At 69.5% G+C, this 19,319-nt stretch carries 10 protein-coding genes; 7 read left to right on the forward strand and 3 right to left on the reverse strand.

Translation table 11 applies throughout. The features are described 5' to 3' along the window. Positions 1-57: 57 nt before the first annotated feature. Positions 58-3,114 (forward strand): S8 family peptidase, encoded by a 3,057-nt coding sequence (locus BMW26_RS02280; RefSeq protein ID WP_198032369.1) that lies wholly within the window; start codon positions 58-60, stop codon positions 3,112-3,114. A 115-nt stretch (positions 3,115-3,229) separates the two neighbouring features. On the opposite strand, the gene BMW26_RS02285 is transcribed toward BMW26_RS02280, so the two are convergent. After that, positions 3,230-4,147 carry a pirin family protein gene (locus tag BMW26_RS02285; RefSeq protein ID WP_072590653.1) on the reverse strand — a complete coding sequence of 306 codons (918 nt, stop codon included), beginning with the start codon at positions 4,145-4,147 and terminating at the stop codon, positions 3,230-3,232. Next, on the reverse strand, positions 4,147-4,464 hold the full coding sequence (locus tag BMW26_RS02290) for a GNAT family N-acetyltransferase (protein ID WP_056276588.1): 318 nt from the start codon (positions 4,462-4,464) through the stop codon (positions 4,147-4,149). Before BMW26_RS02290 ends, BMW26_RS02285 begins: the two co-directional genes overlap by 1 nt. A gap of 90 nt (positions 4,465-4,554) precedes the next feature. On the opposite strand from BMW26_RS02290, the gene recQ reads away from it, so the two are divergent. Further along, on the forward strand, positions 4,555-6,615 hold the full coding sequence (gene recQ / locus BMW26_RS02295) for a DNA helicase RecQ (RefSeq protein WP_083569262.1): 2,061 nt from the start codon (positions 4,555-4,557) through the stop codon (positions 6,613-6,615). A 13-nt stretch (positions 6,616-6,628) separates the two neighbouring features. Here recQ and BMW26_RS02300 read toward each other — a convergent pair whose 3' ends face one another. Then, positions 6,629-7,900: a TetR/AcrR family transcriptional regulator gene (locus tag BMW26_RS02300; RefSeq protein WP_072590654.1), complete on the reverse strand. Its 1,272-nt coding sequence runs from the start codon at positions 7,898-7,900 to the stop codon at positions 6,629-6,631. Positions 7,901-8,037: 137 nt separating this feature from the next. Between BMW26_RS02300 and BMW26_RS02305 the strand changes: the two genes are divergently transcribed. The 5 genes from BMW26_RS02305 to BMW26_RS02325 all read left to right on the forward strand — a co-directional run bounded on the left by BMW26_RS02305 (position 8,038) and on the right by BMW26_RS02325 (position 19,249). Then, complete coding sequence (locus BMW26_RS02305) at positions 8,038-9,336, forward strand: MFS transporter (protein WP_056276597.1); 1,299 nt, start codon at positions 8,038-8,040, stop codon at positions 9,334-9,336. Between the two features lie 2 nt (positions 9,337-9,338). Next, positions 9,339-11,099, forward strand: a complete 1,761-nt coding sequence (locus BMW26_RS02310; protein ID WP_072590655.1) for a glycoside hydrolase family 3 protein — start codon at positions 9,339-9,341, stop codon at positions 11,097-11,099. A 331-nt stretch (positions 11,100-11,430) separates the two neighbouring features. Next, a complete protein-coding gene (locus BMW26_RS17545; protein WP_157557391.1) occupies positions 11,431-17,130 on the forward strand; it encodes a choice-of-anchor G family protein in 5,700 nt (1,899 codons plus the stop codon). Between the two features lie 83 nt (positions 17,131-17,213). Continuing rightward, the gene (locus BMW26_RS02320) at positions 17,214-18,020 is read left to right on the forward strand and encodes a DUF5819 family protein (protein WP_230100871.1); all 807 of its coding nucleotides are present in this window, start codon (positions 17,214-17,216) and stop codon (positions 18,018-18,020) included. After that, positions 18,017-19,249 (forward strand): HTTM domain-containing protein, encoded by a 1,233-nt coding sequence (locus BMW26_RS02325; RefSeq protein WP_072590656.1) that lies wholly within the window; start codon positions 18,017-18,019, stop codon positions 19,247-19,249. Before BMW26_RS02320 ends, BMW26_RS02325 begins: the two co-directional genes overlap by 4 nt. Positions 19,250-19,319: the final 70 nt, after the last annotated feature.

A 19,319-nucleotide genomic window follows, 5' to 3' on the forward strand; every position in this document is an offset into this window, starting at 1 on the left:
CGTAGCTTGAACGGCGGTGCGGCACCGCAGTCGCACCGTGATCATCGGGAGAAGCACATGGGTCGAACACCCCTCCGGATGGCAGCGGCCACCACCCTGGCAACGCTGTTCATCGCATCGACGGCAACCGCAGGCTACGCAGGCACGGAGGAGGTGACAAACCCCACTCCGGTCGACGGCACGCCCGGTCACTACATCGTCGTGCTGAAGTCCGATCCGCTCGCGAGCTACACCGGCGACGTCAACGGGCTCAAGGCCACCAAGCCCGCCGAAGGCGAGCAGCTCGAGACGCAGTCGCAGGATTCGCAGCGCTACGTGCAGCACCTCGAGGCCGAGCAGCAGACGGTCGCGCAGGAGGCGGGAGTCACTCCCGAGATCAGCTACCAGGTCGTGCTCAACGGCTTCAGTGCCGAGCTCACGGGCGCGCAGGTCGACAAGCTGCGGGCGTCGAAGGACGTGTACGACGTCTACCCCGACTTCATCCGTCACCCCGACGCGCAGACGTCGACGGACTTCCTCGGCCTCGGCGATGACAAGAAGGGGCGTGGCGGCGTCTGGCAGCAGACCGGCGGCGTCGACAAGGCCGGCGAGGGCGTGGTCGTGGGTGTCATCGACACGGGCATCGCTCCCGAGCACCCCTCCTTCGAGGGCAAGAAGCTCAAGAAGCAGCCGAAGAACGACAAGCGCCACAAGGGCGGTCAGCCGTACACCGACGGCACCTTCGTCTACTTCGACAAGTCCGACGGCGGCCAGTTCCAGAGCACGATGGTCGAGGCTCAGGAGTGGGACAAGGGCGACTACTCGTCGAAGCTCATCGGAGCCCAGTACTTCTACACCGGTGCCGAGGCGGCCGGATTCGACTTCCAGTACGACTACCTCTCGCCGCGCGACGGCGACGGCCACGGTTCGCACACCGCGAGCACGGCGGCCGGCAACTTCGGCGTGAAGGCCTCGATCGAGGACGTCGACTTCGGCAAGATCTCGGGGGTCGCCCCCGGAGCCAAGGTCGCCGCCTACAAGGCCTGCTACGTCGGGCCCGATGAGGCCGTCACCACCGACGACATCTGCGCGGGCAGCGACCTGATCGCCGCCATCGACCAGGCGGTCGCCGACGGCGTCGACGTGATCAACTACTCGATCGGCGGCGGAGCGGCATCCACCGTGCTCGCCCCCGAGGACATCGCGTTCTTCAACGCGGCGGCAGCCGGCGTCTTCGTCGCCACGAGCGCCGGCAACGACGGTCCCGACTCCGTCACCGCCGACCACGCCTCCCCCTGGTACACCACGGTCGCGGCATCGACGATCCCGACGTGGGAGGGCACCGTGCAGTTCGACGGCTTCGCCCAGGCCGGCGCATCGGTGAGCGTGCCGTTCGGCACGACTGTCACCGGGCCGTCGATCTACGCGGGTGACGCGCCGGCTGCCGGACAGGCTGCCGCCGATGCCGCGCTGTGCCTTCCGGGCACGCTGGATGCGGCGAAGGTCACGGGTCACATCGTGGTCTGCGACCGCGGGGGCAACGCCCGCGCCGAGAAGTCGCAGGTCGTGAAGGATGCCGGCGGCATGGGCGTCGTGCTCGTGAACGTGCCCGGTGGTGCGGACTCGCTCGACAACGACTTCCACGCGGTGCCCACCGTGCACCTCTCGTCCGTGCATCGCGCAGCCGTGCTCGCCTATGTGCAGGGCGGCGCCGATCGCCCGATCACGCTCGTCGGCGAGAACACGACCGGTGTCGTGACCCCGGTGCCCCAGATCGCCGGCTTCTCGAGCCGTGGCCCGATGCTCGCCGACGGCAGCGACATCATGAAGCCCGACATCGCAGCCCCCGGCGTCGCGATCCTCGCGGCCACGCAGAACGGGCCCGGAGAGGCGCCGACCTTCGGCATCCTGTCGGGCACGTCGATGGCGTCACCGCACATCGCCGGTCTCGCGGCGCTGTATCTCGGCGAGCGTCCCAACGCGAAGCCGGCTGAGGTCAAGTCGGCCATGATGACGACCGCCTACGACACGGTGAACCCCGACGGCTCGGCCAACAAGGACCCGTTCCAGCAGGGTGCGGGCCAGGTCGACCCGAAGCGCTACTTCAACCCGGGCCTGCTCTACCTGAACGACGTGCCCGACTGGGCCGCGTTCCTCGAGGGCAAGGGTCTGGCGGAGTTCGACGGCGTCGAGCCGATCGACGGCAGCGACCTGAACATCGCATCGTTCTCGATCGGATCGCTCGCGAGCGCGCAGAGCGTCACCCGCACGGTCACGGCGACCGAGAAGGGCACGTTCACGGCATCCGTCGATCTGCCCGGCGTCGACGTGACCGTCGAGCCCTCGACGCTGAAGTTCACCAAGCCCGGCCAGACCGCGACCTACACGGTCACGTTCGACAACCAGAGTGCTCCCGTCGAGCAGTGGGCGACCGGGTCGCTCACCTGGACGAGCAAGAGCAACTCGGTGCGCTCGCCGATCGCGGTCTTCCCCGTGACGGCCGACGCGCCGGCCGAGGTCGAGGGCACCGGAGTCGAGGGGGCGACCACGGTCGAGATCACCCCCGGCGTCGACGGTGCTCTGGCGCTCGGGCTCTCGGGACTCACGCCGTTCAGCCTGCTGGAGGACCCCGACGGCCGTGTCGTCGGACACTCGGGCGATGAGGCGTCGGGCGACGAGAACAAGGACGTGTCGTGGATCGTCGACGTGCCGGCGGGCACGACGCTCTCGCGCTTCGATCTCGACTCGTCGGATGACGCGGGCAGCGACCTCGACCTGACCGTCTACCGGGTCGTGAGCGCCGACGACCTGCGCTACTACGAGCGCTGGCAGTCGGCGACCGGTTCGGCGGATGAGCAGGTCACACTCCCGGCTCCGACGGCGGGCACCTACCTGGTGGTCGCGAACGTCTACTCGACCTCGGCCCCGATGACGTGGGACATGACCTACGCCAACGTGCAGCCCGAGGGCGAAGGGGCGTTCACCGCGACCCCGAACCCGATCGAGGCCGTCCGCGGCCAGGCGACGAGCTACGAGCTGAGCTGGACCGGCCTCACCGCCGGCACCCGGTACCTCGGCCTCGTGCAGTACGGCGAGTCCGCCGTGCGCACGATCGTGACGGTCGACACGCAGTAGCGATCAGCGCCGGCGCCCCGTGCTCTTCGGAGCGCGGGGCGCCGTCGCGTGCGGTCGCCGCATCGTCGAGGCCGCGTCGCGTCGCGCGCGGGGCGCGGTGTCGCAGTCAGAGCCGTCAGATCTTGCGGCCGCGCGGCATCAGCCGCACGTCGGGAAGAGGCGGAGCGGGGATGCGGACGTCGTGCCCTTCGACGACACCGAACCGCGCGGAGGCCGCCTCCCATTCGGTGCGAGCCTCGACGATCTCCTCGTGCGTGCGTCCGGCGAAGTTCCACCACATGACGATCTCGTCCTCGAAGGGCTCGCCGCCGATGAGGAACAGCAGCGCTCCCTGTGTGCTGGACACCTCGACCGAGTCCCTCGAGTCACCGAGGTACAGCATGTCGTTCGACGACATCCCGTGCGTGGCGACGACGGCATCACCCTCGACGAGCATGAGGCCGTGCTCCCATCCCGAACGCAAGGGCAGGTGCAGGCGAGCGCCCGCGGGGATCCGGATCTCCGCGCCGACGATCGGGGTGTGCACGGTGGCGGGCGATGAGGTGCCGGCGAACTCGCCGAGGACGACCGTGGCGGTGGCGTCCTGACCCTCGTCGGCAGGGAGCGGCAGCTGTGGCAGCTCGGTGTGCCGTTCGAAACCGGCAGCGCCGTGCCGTGCGCTCTCGGGCAGCACCACCCAGAACTGCAGGGCGTCGAGGGGGATCGGATCATCACCGATCGAGTACTCCGAATGCGAGATGCCGTTGCCGGCGGTCATGAGGTTCAGCTGGCCCCTGCGGAGGTCGGCGTCGCTGCCGACCGAGTCCCGGTGACGGATCTCTCCGACCAGCGGCCAGGTCACGGTCTGCAGGCCGATGTGCGGATGCGGTTCGACCCGCATCCTGGTGTCGGCGGGGCCGAACCGGTCGAGGAAGCACCACGCACCGATGGTCGGGAGGTTGCGATGCGGCAGCACGCGCAGCACGTTCATCCCGCGCACCCCGCCGAGCGGCACCTCGCGTGGCTCGAGCACGATGCGTCGTTCGCCGATCATCACGCCTCCGTCGGAGCAGCGCCGGGCCGCTTCGGCCAGCGGATCTCGGCGCCCGGGATCTCATGCGTCGTCAGGTACTTCGCGATGTACGGGCAGAGCGGCACGATCGCGTCGCCGGATGCCGCGGCATCCGTCAGGGCGCGCTCAGCGAGGATCCCCGCGAGTCCCTGACCCTGGAACGCGGGGTCGATCTCGGTGTGGATGAAGCGGATCGCGCTCGGACGCAGCTCGAACTCGGCGAAGCCGGCGAGCGTCTCATCCGAGTGGATCTCGTAGCGGGAGGCGTCGTCGTTGCGGGTGACGGTGATGTCGGTCATCGGGGCTCCTTCGGGCGTCTGCGACAAACCTACGCCCGCTGAGCGTCCACAGGCGCGGCCGACGTCGGCGGGGGTCGTTACGCTGGAGGGATGCCGCAGACTCCCCGTGACCCGTACGAGGATCTGCCCTACGCCGACGAGCCGTGGGACGGCGCAGGGTGGGAGCCCTCCGAGCCGCCCGAGCCGATGGACTGGGAGCCGCAGGGCGCCGGGTACGAGCCGCCGCTCGACTGGGGCCAGGGCCCCGTGACACCGGTCGGATCGGCGTCCGCGCGCTCATCCGCACGCCCGTCTGCTCCCGGGGTGACGGCGACGGCCGCGCGACAGGCGGCCCCCAGCCGATACGCGACTGCGGCCGAGGCGCTGCACACGGTCTTCGGCTACGACGAGTTCCGCGGCGATCAGGCCGCGATCGTCGATCAGGTCATCTCGGGCGGTGACGCTGTCGTGCTCATGCCCACCGGCGGCGGCAAGAGCGTCACCTATCAGGTGCCCGCACTCGTGCGCGAGGGCACCGGCCTCGTGATCAGCCCGCTCATCGCCCTCATGCACGACCAGGTCGACGCGCTCCGGGCCAACGGCGTCAACGCCGCCTATCTCAACTCGACCCAGGCGATCGAAGAGCGGCGCGAGGTCGAACGGGCGTACGTCGCCGGCGAACTCGACCTCATCTACGTCGCCCCCGAGCGGCTGTCCTCGCCGCAGACGACCGCCCTGCTGCAGCGCGGCACGCTCAGCGTCATCGCGATCGACGAGGCGCACTGCGTGTCGCAGTGGGGTCATGACTTCCGCCCCGACTACCTCGCACTCGGCGATCTGGGCGAGCGGTTCCCCGGTGTACCGCGCATGGCGCTCACGGCCACCGCCACCCGGGCGACGCACAAGGAGCTCACCGAGCGACTGCGTCTCGACGCCGCCCAGCACTACGTGGCCAGCTTCGACCGGCCCAACATCCAGTATCGGATCGTGCCCAAGGTCGATCCGCGCAAGCAGCTCGTCTCGTTCATCCGCGCGCAGCCGGAGGGCTCAGTCGGCATCGTCTACGCGCTGAGCCGGAAGTCCGTCGAGCAGACCGCGACCTATCTCGCCGCTCAGGGCTTCGACGCGCTGCCGTATCACGCCGGTCTTCCGGCCGAGGTGCGCGCGAAGAACCAGTCCCGGTTCCTGCGCGAGGACGGCGTCGTGATGGTCGCGACGATCGCCTTCGGCATGGGAATCGACAAGCCCGATGTGCGCTTCGTCGCTCACATCGACCTGCCGAAGTCCGTCGAGGGCTACTACCAGGAGACCGGTCGCGCGGGCCGTGACGGCGAGCCGTCGATCGCCTGGATGGCGTACGGCCTGGGCGACGTGGTGCAGCAGCGCCGCATGATCGACCAGAGCCCGGGCGATCGCACGTTCAAGATGCGCCTGGGGCAGCACCTCGACGCGATGCTCGCGCTGTGCGAGACGGTCGAGTGCCGCCGCCAGAACCTTCTCGGCTACTTCGGGCAGGACTCGCAGCCGTGCGGCAACTGCGACACGTGCCTCGACGAGACCGAGACCTTCGACGGCCTGATCCCGGCACAGAAGCTGCTCTCGACGATCGTGCGGCTCAAGCGCGAGCGCAATCAGGCCTTCGGAGCCGGGCATCTGATCGACATCCTCCGCGGAGCCTCGACCGAGCGCATCCGTCAGCAGGGGCACGAGAAGCTCGCGACCTATGGAATCGGCGCCGACCTCTCCGACCAGGACTGGCGCAGCGTCGTCCGCCAGCTGCTCGCACGGGGGATCATCGTGGCGCAGGGCGACTACGGCACGCTCGCTCCGGGCGAGCAGTCGGCCGGCGTGCTGAAGGGCGAGACCCCGGTGCCGTTGCGCAAGGACACGATCGGACGCCCCGCTTCGTCGCCGCGGGCACGCAAGGCGAGTGCGGCGGACGCGCTCGATCAGTCCGACCGCCCGCTCTTCGAGGCGCTGCGGGCGTGGCGCGCCGAGACGGCGCGCGAGCAGGGCGTTCCGGCGTACATCGTCTTCGGCGATGCGACGCTGCGTGCGCTCGCCGAGCATCGTCCGGCTTCGCTGGCCGACCTCGACGGGATCACGGGGATCGGCGCCAAGAAGCGGGATGCCTACGGCGAGGGAGTGCTCACCGTCATCGCGGCCGGTTGACGCAGGGCGCCGTTCAGCTCGGCAGCACGTCTTCGAGATGCGCGCGCAGGTGGGCGCCGACGTCGACGGCCCCGCGGTCGTAGAGCCACTGGTACTGCAGGCCGTCCCACAGGGCGATCAGCCAGATCGCCTCGTGCTCGGGGTCGCGGTGCTCGGGCAGATCGCCGTCGATGCGGGCGAGACGGAACAGCTCGGTGAAGTAGTCGATCGCCTGGGAGAACCGCGTGGCGAAGTAGTCGTGCGCAGGGTGCATGGCCGGCACCGCTTCGCAGGAGAGCACCGCGTAGACCTCGATGAGGCCGGGCTCGTCGAGTGCGCTCACCCGTGCTCCGAGCGGGATCGCGCGCAGCGCGTCGGCGGCTCGCTCGGCATGGGTGGACTCGCTGCGCACACGGATCGCGCTGTCGCGCTCGGAGAGCACCGCGCTGAGCAGCAGTTCCTTCGACGGGTAGTGGTGGAGCAGAGTGGACTTCGAGACGCCGACAGCCTGGGCGATGTCCCGAAGACTGGTGTCCCCGTAGCCGTCCTGGGAGAACAGGCGTGAGGCGTCGGCGAGGATCTGCGCGCGGCGGCGCCGTCCCACCTCGTATCCCGGGGAGTCGTCGACGGCGGGCTCTCCGAACACCGGCGGCAGGGGACCGGCAGCGGTCGGAGAAGGGTCGGGGCTGTCGGCATCCCGCCACCCGTAGGGCAGTGCCCACAGGGCTTCGCGCTCCTCGAGCATCTGCACGACGTCGACCCGGTCAGGCAGGTACTGAGAGATCAGCTGCAGCCCGTCCCAGCCCGCGCTGTGACGCACGGACTCGTCCGCGACGTCGCGGTCGGCGCCGATCGTCCCATGCAGCGCCGCATCTTCGAGGACATCCGTGCTGAGGCGGTGCAGGCGTGCATACCGCTGGCGCATCCGCTCGTGCGCCGGGTGTCCGGAGGCGGATGCTTCCCCGGTGAGTGCGGCGAAGAGTTCGAGGTAGCCGGGGGTGCGCGCGTTGCGTCGAGCCACGTCCGCGAAGATCAGTTCACCGGAATCGGATGCCGCAGCGAGCAGGTCGAATGCCCGTTCGTTGTCGTCCTCGAAACCGGCGACGACCTCGGCGAGCAGGTCGTCCTTCGACGCGAAGTGTCCGAGCAGCCCCGGATGGCTCACGGATGCCGCGGCGGCGATGTCGCGCAGGGACGTCGAACGGTATCCGTTCGAGACGAAGAGCTCTCGGGCCGCGTCCACGATCCGCTGACGCGTGGCCGCGGCGCGCGCCTGGCGCGAGCCCGTCGTGGCTGCTGTCGTCATCCCGTCCACCCTTCCCTCTCATTCTCTCTCATTACCAATCGGTAGACATTCACTTACCAATCGGTCGATATTCCGGTATTGTCATCCTCACGTCGTGTCGCAGATGACCGGCGCACCTTGCCCGAAAGGATCCACCCGTGACAGAGCTGTCATCGGCCGCCACCGCGGCCGCCGTAGGAACGACCGGTTTCAAAGTTCCCGGCACCACCCCGCTGAAGACGCCCCGTGGCTACACCCCCGGACTCGCCGCCGTGAACTTCGGCGTCTACCTCGCCCTGCTCACCCCGGTGATGGTGTCGATGGCCTTCAAGATCCAGCGGCTCGACCCCACCAACACCGAGGCGAGCCTCGGACTGGTGATGGGTGTCGGCGCGGCCTTCGCTCTCGTCGCGAATCCCCTCGTCGGTCGCCTCTCCGACCGCACGACCTCGCGGTGGGGCATGCGTCGCCCCTGGATCCTCGGCGGTGCGATCGTCGGCCTCGGCGGCTTCGCGATCATCGGCGCCGCGACCTCGGTGCTCGTCGTTCTCCTCGCGTGGTGCCTCGTGCAGGCATCCATGAACGCCGTGCTCGCGGCGGCCAACGCGACCCTGCCCGATCAGGTGCCGGTCTCGAGCCGTGGCAAGGTGTCGGGCATCATCGGCATCACGACCCCCATCGGCATCCTCGCCGGCAGCTTCATCGTCAACTTCCTCCCCGGCGACTTCGAGCGCTTCTTCGTCCCCGGCGCCATCGCGCTGATCCTCGTCATCGTGTTCGTGCTCACCCTCAAGGACCGTCGTCTCACCGAGAAGCCCGCCACGCGCTTCACGGTCGGCACGTTCTTCGGCTCGTTCGTGTTCAACCCCCGCAAGCACCCCGACTTCGGATGGACCTGGCTCACGAAGTTCTTCGTGATGTTCGGCTACGCGGGCATCGCCACCTTCCTGCCGCTCTACCTGGTGACCAAGTTCCAGCTCGACGAGCAGGGCGCAGTCGGCACGATCCTGATCGCCAACCTCGCCTCCATGGCCGCGATGGCTATCTCCGCGCCGCTCGGCGGATTCCTCTCCGACAAGATCGGCAAGCGCCGGCCGTTCGTCGCGATCGCCGGCGTCATCATGGTCGTGGGCCTCGTCATCCTCGCGATCGCTCCGTCGATCGCCGTCGTCATCGTCGCTCAGGCCATCATCGGACTCGGTGCCGGGTCGTTCCTGTCGGTCGATCTCGCGCTGGCGACCGAAGTGCTGCCCAACCCCGACGACGTGGCGAAGGACCTCGGCGTGCTCAACATCGCCAACGCCCTTCCCCAGTCGATCGCCCCGGCCATCGCGCCGAGCATCATCGCTCTCGGCGCCGCGACGCCGCTGGGCGGCTACACGACCTGGTACCTCTTCGGAGCGCTCGTCGCACTCGCCGGCGCCGTTCTCGTCTACCGCATCAAGGGAGTCAAGTGACCATGACCGACACCGACGTGACCACCGCCCGACCGTGGCTCGACGCGGCCCTGCCGGTCGATGAGAGAGTGCAGCTCCTCCTCGACGAGATGACCGTCGAGGAGAAGGCCGGACTGTTCTTCCACACGATGATCGCGATCGGAGACCTCGATGAGGCGAACCCGATCTTCGGCACACCGAGCGCCCGCGAGTTCATCGACCTCAAGAACATGACGCACTTCAACCTGCTGGGGGCGGCGCCCACCGGGCGAGAGATAGCCGCCTGGCAGAACGAGCTGCAGCGGCTGGCGGCCTCGACCCGGCTCGGCATCCCGGTCACGCTGTCGACCGACCCGCGGCATTCGTTCAGCGAGAATCCCGGGGCGTCGATCCTCGCCGGACCGTTCTCGCAATGGCCGGAGACCCTGGGTCTCGCAGCCACCCGTGACCCCGAGCTGGTCGAACGGTTCGCAGATATCGCTCGTCAGGAATATACGGCTGTCGGCCTGCGCGTCGCCCTTCACCCGCAGGTCGACCTCGCCACCGAACCGAGGTGGGCGCGGCAGACGGCGACGTTCGGAGAGGACCCCGAATTGACGGGCATTCTGGGAGCGGCATATATCCGCGGGTTCCACGGCGATTCGTTCGGTCCCGGATCGGTCTCGACCATGACCAAGCACTTCCCCGGCGGCGGGCCGCAGCTCGACGGCGAGGACCCGCACTTCCCGTACGGGCGGGAGCAGGTGTATCCCGGGGGTGCGTTCGACCTGCACCTCAAGCCCTTCGAGGATGCACTGGCCGCCGGCACGCGTCAGATGATGCCGTACTACGGCATGCCCGTCGGCACCGAGTACGAGGAGGTCGGGTTCGGCTTCAACAGGTCGGTGATCACCGGGCTGCTGCGCGAGCGATTCGGGTTCGACGGCCTGGTGTGCACCGATTGGGGGCTGATCAACGATGCGGAGATCTTCGGCCAGCCGTTCCCTGCCCGCGCCTGGGGCGTGGAGCATCTGACGCCGCGAGAGCGGATGCTCAAGGTGCTCGATGCGGGTGTCGATCAGTTCGGTGGCGAGGACTGCCCCGAACTGCTGCTCGGGCTGGTCGCCGAGGGCTCGGTCTCGGAGGAGAGGCTCGACCTCTCCGCGCGACGGATCCTGCGGGAGAAGTTCGAGCTCGGGCTCTTCGAGAACCCGTTCGTCGACGAGGACGCGGCGGACGAGATCGTCGGCAGCGCGGAGTTCCGCGCCGCGGGAGAGGCGGCCCAGCGCGCCTCCGTGACCGTGCTGACGAACGATGGCTCGCTGCCCTTCGCCCCCGGGATCAAGCTCTACGTCGAGGGGATCGAACCATCCGTCGCAGCCGCGTACGGCGACGTCGTGGCGACCGTCGACGAGGCCGACCTGGCGATCCTCCGTCTCCAGGCGCCGTTCGAGCAGCGCGACACGACCTTCGAGAACTTCTTCCATGCGGGGTCGCTCGAGTTCTCCGACGAGGTGCTCGCGCATGTCGCCGCCATCGCCGGAGCCGTGCCGACCGTGGTCGATGTGCTCGCCGATCGACCGCCCATTCTCGAACCGATCGTGGCCGGTGCGGCGGCCGTCACCGTCAACTGGGGTGTCTCAGGGGCGGCGCTGCTCGATGTGCTGAGCGGCGTCGCGAGCGCGCAGGGCAGGCTCCCGTTCGACCTGCCGAGGTCGATGGCCGCGGTCGTCGCCTCGCGACCCGATGTGCCGTTCGACACCGCTGATCCGCTCTTCCGATTCGGCGACGGGCTCGCTCTGTAGCCCTCGCTTCACGCCCTGAACCGCCCCGCAGACCTCGGTCTGCGGGGCGGTTTCGTCGTGTGGCCGGAGTGCGTGTCGCGCCTGCGCGGAGTGCGCTGGGCCCCTCCTATTCGTCCTGGAAAAGGCGTCCTCGCCGACAGACCTGTGGGCAGGTCTCAATGACCGATGACGAAATGTCTCACCCGATGACGTTTCCTGAAAGATCACTGGACAATCGCTGGACTTAACATTCTTGATCCGGCAATACTGTCTGGACATGCGCTCGGTCGGCACCTGTCGACGCCTGGGGAGGGCCTTGTGACGCGGAACATCTGCATCACGGGAGAGGCGAATGGAATTCTTGGAGGGGAAGACTCTGCGGCGACGCAGAGCCATCGGGGGAGGCATCGCCGGCGTGACCGTCGGCGCGATGATCCTTGCGGGTGCACTGGTACCGACGGCGGCGAATGCGCTCGATGACGCGAATCCGAACGATCCGTCGGTCGCGCAGGGACAGATCATCCAGTTGCCGGCCGACCTGCTCGGCGGATTGGACGTCGCCGCACTCGGGCACACGCTGACGAGCAACCCGGCCGCGGTCGGCCCTGAGCTCGGCGGTCTCGACCTCGACGTGCTCGAGGCGCTCAGCATCGACGTGGGCACGCTCAACGTGCCGCTGCTGACCGACGGCACGTCGCCCGGTCTGCTGCAGCTGGGCGATCTGGGGGGCGCGCAGAGCTTCAGCTCCTCACCCACGCAGACCCAGTCGATCGCGTCCTCCGGCGCGATCACCTCCGGTGGTGCGATCGATGCGGGGGCGATCGACGGAAGCGTCAACCCCGCCACCCTCGAACTCACCGATCTCTTCGACCAGCTCAGCGTCGCCGGTCTCACCGACGCCGTCCTCGACGAAGCGTCGGTCGGCATCGGAGCCCTCGCATCGCGGGCGGAGTCGAACGCCGGCGTCGCCGGCTCCGAATACCGCATCGCGGGCCTGGACCTCGACCTGCACAGCAACCTCGTCGCGGGGCTCGCGACCACTCTGGGCGCGGCCATCCAGGGCACGGTGACCCCGGTCAGCGACCTCGCCGGTCCCGGCGGAGCGCTCACCGGGCTCGTCACGACCGTGGTCGACACGATCAACGCGATTCCGGATGTGCCGCTCGTCGCCGCCTTCGAGGCGACGGGCGGAACGGTCGCTATCGCCGGCCTCGACACAGTCGGGGCGACGGTCGTCACGGAGCTCCTGACGGAGCCGCTCGAGAACACCACGGGCTCGGTGCTCGTCGACCTGAGCGACGGGACGATCTCGGTCGACCTCGCTCAGATCCTCGTGGAGACGGGCGCAGGAGCCGACCTCAACTCGCTTCCCGCGAACACCCCTGCGCTGTCTGCGACGACGATCGCCGCCATCCAGCAGGGGATCACCTCTGCTCTGACGGGAACGCACCCGAACAGCCTCAACGGCAAGGTCGCGACCATCCTCGACTCCACCCTCGACTCGCTGGCGGTCACGCTCACCGTCGGGGTGGATCTCACCAACCCGCTCACCGGGATCGACCTGGTCTCCGGCGATGTCACGATCGCCGGCTCGCTCGCTCAGTTCGCGGGCACGGCCACGCCGGTTCCGACGGTGACCACCGACATCTCGCTCGCCGGGCTCAACATCGGTGCGCTGCTCAACCCGGTGGTGAGCGCTGTGACCACGGCGGTCACCACGACCACCGGCCCTCTGGTGAACACCGCGCTGACCAGCGTCATCCCGCTCGTCCAGCCGGCCCTCGCAGCGGTCACCGGCCCCGTGCTCTCGACGCTGGACCCCGTGCTGCAGGGCGTGCTGTCCGGCATCGCGACCATCACGATCAACGAGCAGTCCGAGCCGGGAGACATCCCCGGTGACAGCTTCACCGTGCGGGCGCTCGCCATCGATCTGCTCCCGGCCGTGGGCGGAGGGGTCGAACTCGATCTCGCGTCGTCGACCGTCAAGGCAGCGGCGGCGGCAGTCGCGGCTATCGACGCCGCAACCACCGTGCAGGCCGGAACCGATCTTCCGGTCACCGGCTCCGGATGGCCGGCCAACACCCAGGTGACGATCCAGGTGGCAGCACCGGACGGAACCCCGGTCAACGAATCAGCGCCGGTGACCACCGACGCGTCGGGCAACTTCACCGGCACGGTCTTCATCCCGGCCTCGACCGTGCCCGGCACCGGCTACATCGTCACGGCGACCGACGGCACCAGCACGGCGACGGACACCACCGAGGTGACCGCCGCGGCAGCGATCGATGCGGCACCTGCCGTGCAGGACGGAACCGACCTCGGCGTCTCGGGCACCAACTGGCCCGCGAACACACAGATCTCGGTGCAGCTGACCGCTCCCGGCGGCGGCGCGAACATCGGCGGCCCCGAGCTCGTCACGACGGACGGGTCGGGTGCCTTCGTGCTCGGCTACCCCGTTCCGGCCGGAACTCCTGCGGGAACCGGCTACACGGTCACCGCGACGCTGGGCGCGCAGACGGCGACGGACACCACCGAGGTGACGAACGCTCCGGTCGCCTCGATCGATGCGGCGCCGACCGTTCAGGCAGGCACCGATCTCGCGGTCTCCGGCTCCAACTGGCCGGCGAACACCGAGATCTCGGTGCAGCTGACGGCTCCGGGCGGAGGCGCGGACGTCGGTGGCCCCGAGACGGTCACGACGAACGGCGACGGTGAGTTCACGCTCTCCTACCCGGTGCCCGCATCGGCGACGCCCGGCACGGCCTACACGGTCACCGCGACCGCTGGCGCCGAGACGGCGATCGACACCACCGAGGTGACGGCCGCCGCTGCGGTGGATGCGGCCGACACGGTGCAGGCGGGAACCTCTCTCCCCATCACCGGTGCGAACTGGCCGGCCAACACCGTCGTCGAGGTGCAGCTGACGGACCCGGACGGCGCTGACGTCGGGGGTCCCGAGACGGTCACGACCGATGGCGACGGCGGGTTCACGCTGAACTACCCGGTTCCCGCGTCGGCGACCCCGGGCACGGGGTACACCGTGACCGCGACGGTCGGCGGCCAGACGGCTGAGGACACGACCGAGGTGACCGCCGCGGCAGCGGTGGATGCCGCGGACACGGTGCAGGCGGGCACGAGCCTTCCCGTCACCGGCACCGGCTGGCCGGCGAACACCGAGGTCTCGGTGCAGCTGACCGCTCCGGGCGGAGCGACCGTCGGCGGTCCTGAGACGGTCACGACCGATGGCGACGGCGGGTTCACGCTCGACTACCCGGTTCCCGCCTCGGCGACGCCGGGCACGGGCTACACGATCACCGCGACCGTCGGCACCCAGACGGCGACCGACACGACGGAGGTGACCGCAGCGGCGACCGTCGACGCGGCCGCGACCGTCGAGGCCGGGGCGGACCTGGCGATCACCGGTGCTGAGTGGCCGGCCGACACCGAGGTCACCGTGCAGCTGACAGCCCCCGGTGGTGCGGTCATCGGCACGCCCCAGACGGTGACGACCGGTGCTCTCGGCGGCTTCGCGATCGACTATCCGGTGCCGGCGGGAACTCCCGCGGGCACGGGATACACGGTCACCGCGAGCGCGGGCACGCAGACAGCCACCGACACGACCGAGGTGACGGCTGCTCCGGTCGTCGTCGACGCGGCCTCGTCGGTTCCGGCAGGTACCAACCTCGCCGTCACCGGCACGGGTTGGCCGGTGAACTCCACCGTGTCGCTGCAGCTCACCGCGCCAGGCGGGGGAGCGGACATCGGAGGCCCGGTCATCGCGACCACTGACGAGTTCGGTGCGTTCACGGAGAACTACCCGGTTCCGGCTGATGCCGAGCCCGGCGCGGGCTACCTGCTCACCGCGACATCCGGCGCGTCCAGCGACACGGACACCACCGAGGTGACCGCGGGCGACCCGGGTGACGTCAACACCAACGCGGCTGCATCGGCATCCGCTTCGGCTGACGCGACCGCAGACGGCGACCCGTCGGCGCAGGCGGCGGCTGAGGCCGCGGCCCTCGCAGACGCGACGTCGGCGGCCTCAGCGGCGGCGACCTCGGACGCCACCTCGGCGGCGGATGCGGCGGCGACGCCGGATGCCTCGTCGGCCGCGACCACCGATGCCACCTCGACGGCCAACGCCTCGGCGGCAGTTGCTGCGCAGGCGGCGGCCCAGGCCGACGCGTCGGATGACGTGAACGCGGATGCATCGACGGCGGCGGAGTCGAACTCGGCGTCGTCGTCGGAGTCGGCGGCCATCGCCGACTCGTCGACGGATGCCTCCTCCGAGGCTGCGGCCAACACGAACGCGGCGGCGTCGGCATCCGCGTCGGCGAACGCCGATGCATCGACCGACGCGATCGCTGAAGCGGCCGCGCAGGCGGCGGCGTTCGCGGATGCCACGGCAGAGGGATCGGCTGCGGCTGACCCGACGGCTGAGGCTGCGGCGGAGTCGGCGGCGACGGCGACATCGTCCACGGCAGCCACGGCGGACGCCACCTCGGAGGCGAACGCCGGTGCAGCGGTAGCGGCTCAGGCTGCGGCGCTGGCCGACGCGACGACGGATACCGCGGCTGAGGCCTCGGCGACTTCGGACGCCTCGACGAGCGCAGCATCGAACTCGAGCGCGGCGGCGATCGCCAGTGCATCGACCGACGCCTCGTCCGATGCAGTCGCCACGGCCGATGCCTCGGCTGCGGCCGACCCGTCCGCTGAGGTCGACACCAACGCCTCGGCATCCGCTGCGGCGTCGGCTCAGGCTGATGACGACAGCAACGCGGCGGCTCAGGCGGCGGCTGTCGCTGCGGCTCTGGCCGATGCGACGAGTTCCGCTTCGGCGGCGGCTGACGTGACGGCTGATGCGGCCGCGTCTGCGGCGGCGACGGACGACGCATCCACGGACGCGTCGACCACGGCCACGACGGATGTGGACGCGTCTGCTGCAGCGGCCGCTCAGGCGGCGGCGCAGAACGATGCGACCTCGACGAGTGCGGCTGACGCGTCCGCGGCGGCAGATGCCGATCCGAACGCGTCGGCGGCCGCGGCGGCCAACGCCTCGTCGTCGGCCACGGCGTCCGCGACGGCGGCGGCTGACGCTTCCGCTGAGGCAGAGGTCGAGGCATCCGCTGCGACCACGGCTGACGCTGCGGCTACGGCTGATGCCTCGGCTGCGGCCGACCCGTCGGCTGAGGTCGACACCAACGCCTCGGCATCCGCTGCGGCGTCGGCTCAGGCTGATGACGACAGCAACGCGGCGGCTCAGGCGGCGGCTGTCGCTGCGGCTCTGGCCGATGCGACGAGTTCCGCTTCGGCGGCGGCTGACGTGACGGCTGATGCGGCCGCGTCTGCGGCGGCGACGGACGACGCATCCACGGATGCCTCGGCCACGGCCACGACGGATGCGAACGCGTCGGCCGCCTCCGCGGCAGCGGCGCAGGCGTCGGCGCAGAACGACGCGACCTCGACGAGTGCGGCTGACGCATCGGCTTCGGCTGACGCTGATCCGACCGCGTCGGCGGCCGCGGCGGCAAACGCCTCGTCGTCGGCCACGGCGTCCGCGTCGGCGGCGGCTGATGCCTCCGCTGAGGCTGCTGCCGAGGCATCCGCCTCGGCGACTGCTGAGGCCTCGGCGTCTGCAGACGCGGCAGCCGACCCGACCGGACCGATCGCCATCACGATCAAGGTCCCGGTTCTGGAGCGCGGAGAGAAGCAGACGGCGGTCGGCACCGGGTTCCAGCCCGGCGAGTCCGTCACCGGTGTGATGACGTCCGAGCCGATCGCACTGGGCACCCAGGTCGCCGATGCGCAGGGCACGGTCACCTTCACCTGGACGATCCCCTCCGGCACCGACCTCGGAACCCACGCCGTGACACTGACCGGAGCGACCTCCGGCAGCGTGTCGGCCTCGTTCCAGGTCGTGGCCACGGGCCTCGCCACCACCGGTGGTGAGATCCAGGGCGGGTGGATCGCGCTGGCGGCTCTGCTGCTGATGCTCGGACTCGGGATGACGAGGGTCGCGCGTTCCAGACGGCCGCTCGTCCAGACGGAGTAACGCAGTGCAGGAACGCTGAGAGGTCGGGGCCGTCGCTGCGGCGGCCCCGACCTTCAGCGGTGAGAAGGATGTGGATGGGCACGATGACTGAGACCTCACCCGAAGTGCAGGATGCGGCGGTCGCCGCGACCGCCCCTCGACCGCGCCCGACCTGGTGGGTGAAGCTCATCGCGTTCGCCGCGTGTCTGCTCACCCTGTGGCACGTGGGGGCGTCGTTCCTGTGGATCGCTCCGTACTCGGCGCTCCGCGAGATCCCCACGCAAGAAGTCCTCGCCGGGTACATGCTGCCGATGTTCGGTCAGTCGTGGAGCGTCTTCGCGCCCGAGCCCATCAACGGCGACTACCACTTCAACGTGCGTGCCGTCATCGAGAAGGACGGTGAGGAGATCGAGACCGGGTGGGTGAGCGCCACCGACGTCGAGCTCTCGATGATCCGCTACAACCTCTTCCCGCCCCGAGCGGGGATCCAGTCGAGCGAGGTCGCGAGCGGCCAGATGAACGCCTACAACAAGCTGGACGACGACCAGAAGGCCGTCGTCGGGCTCGACTTCGCCGAGGATGGCTGGGAGGAGTGGATGGTGCGCTCCTTCGACGAACTCGAGGGCGACAACCCGTCGACCGACGCGTACATGGCGGAAGAGCACCTCTCCACCGCCTACGCCACCCAGGTGGCCTATGCGATCTGGGGCGCCGACTCCGTCATCAAGGTCCAGTACCGAGTGAGCCGCCAGAACGTGGTGCCCTATGCGGATCGGAACGATCCGAGCGCGCAGCGCCCCGACCCCACGTTCTCGACCACCGGGTGGCGCCTGCCTATAGAAGAGGAAGGGCAGAGTCGCGAGAACTTCGCGAACACCTTCCGCGCCCAGTTCGAGAGGATCCAGCCGTGAGCGCGCCCACCAAGACCGCGCCCCAGACGAACGGCGCCGCGAACCGGGACCGGAAGAAGGATGCTGCCGGGCGGTCGACCGTGACGGCGCCCGCTCCGGCATCCGCTCCACCCGCCTCTGCGCCCGAGCCTTCGCCGCCGCGCACGCCCGCGCCTGCCGCCCCGCCTCCCGGGTCTTTCGTGACCCGCCTGCTGAGCTTCGCCTCGTCGATGATCGGCGGACTGTGGTCGATGGTCCTCTCGGCGATCGACCGGATCTCCGCGTTCGTGGGGGACTGGCTCTTCAACGGCAAGAAGGCCCTCTACGGTCTCGCGGTCACCCGCATCCTCTTCGGCGTCACAGCGATCGGCCTGCTCGCGTCGAACTTCAGCACTCGTCTCTATACGTTCGGCTCGGGGTCGGCGTGGAACGGCGAACTCGCCGAACCCGTCAGCGAGTTCCCGAAGATCTGGATCTTCAGCGCGTTCCATGCCGCGATGGGCAATGACGCGCTCTACACCGCCCTCTATCTGCTGCTCGGCGTGCTGGCGGTGCTGTTCGTCCTCGGCTGGCGTTTCCGGATCGTCCTCCCGGTGTTCTTCTGCCTCTGGGTCGGGTTCATCGAGGCGAACGACATGGTGGGCGATCAGGGCGACAACATGTTCCGCATCGCGCTGCTCCTGCTGTTCTTCGCCGACCCGGCCGCTCGCTGGTCGATCGATGCCAGACGTCGCGCCAAGAAGGGGGAGTGGTTCGCTCCAGGAAGCCAGCCCGCCCTCCTGGGAACGGTCTTCCACAATCTGGCCCTCGTGGCGCTGACCGCGCAGGTGTGCTTCGTGTACGCATCGGGTGCTCTCTACAAGGCGGGAGGTGCGCCCTGGGAAGAGGGTTACGCGGTGTACAACCCGCTGCAGACCGCTCGGTTCGGCACGTGGCCGGTGCTGAGTGACCTGGTCACGACCTGGGGCCCGATGGTGGTCGCGGCGACCTGGGGTTCGATCATCCTGCAGGTGGCGTTCCCGCTGATGCTGCTCACACGGCCCACTCGGCTGATCGGCCTCATCGGCATCCTCTCCTTCCACATCGGCATCGGCGTGCTGATGGGGCTGCCGTGGTTCTCGCTGACGATGATCGCGATCGACTCGATCTTCATCCGCGATCGGACGTGGGCGCGGTTGAGCGAAGGGACGAGACGGCGGTGGGAGCAGGCGCAGACCGCGCCTCCCACGCCCGCACGCGTCGAGGCCTGAGACTGCGGCTGGGCTGAGACTGTGGTCTGACGACAATCCGACCGGGCGCCGTCCCGGGAGCTTGTTGGAG

It is taken from the genome of Microbacterium sp. 1.5R, assembly GCF_001889265.1.
GTDB lineage: Bacteria > Actinomycetota > Actinomycetes > Actinomycetales > Microbacteriaceae > Microbacterium.

What these genes read in the sequence shown, in the direction of transcription:
- BMW26_RS02285 (WP_072590653.1), bottom strand. Translation starts at nt 4,147, where the DNA reads ATGATCGGCGAACGACGCATCGTGCTCGAGCCACGCGAGGTGCCGCTC.
- BMW26_RS02280 (WP_198032369.1), top strand. Translation starts at nt 58, where the DNA reads ATGGGTCGAACACCCCTCCGGATGGCAGCGGCCACCACCCTGGCAACG.
- BMW26_RS02290 (WP_056276588.1), bottom strand. Translation starts at nt 4,464, where the DNA reads ATGACCGACATCACCGTCACCCGCAACGACGACGCCTCCCGCTACGAG.
- BMW26_RS17545 (WP_157557391.1), top strand. Translation starts at nt 11,431, where the DNA reads ATGGAATTCTTGGAGGGGAAGACTCTGCGGCGACGCAGAGCCATCGGG.
- recQ (WP_083569262.1), top strand. Translation starts at nt 4,555, where the DNA reads ATGCCGCAGACTCCCCGTGACCCGTACGAGGATCTGCCCTACGCCGAC.
- BMW26_RS02320 (WP_230100871.1), top strand. Translation starts at nt 17,214, where the DNA reads ATGACTGAGACCTCACCCGAAGTGCAGGATGCGGCGGTCGCCGCGACC.
- BMW26_RS02310 (WP_072590655.1), top strand. Translation starts at nt 9,339, where the DNA reads ATGACCGACACCGACGTGACCACCGCCCGACCGTGGCTCGACGCGGCC.
- BMW26_RS02300 (WP_072590654.1), bottom strand. Translation starts at nt 7,900, where the DNA reads ATGACGACAGCAGCCACGACGGGCTCGCGCCAGGCGCGCGCCGCGGCC.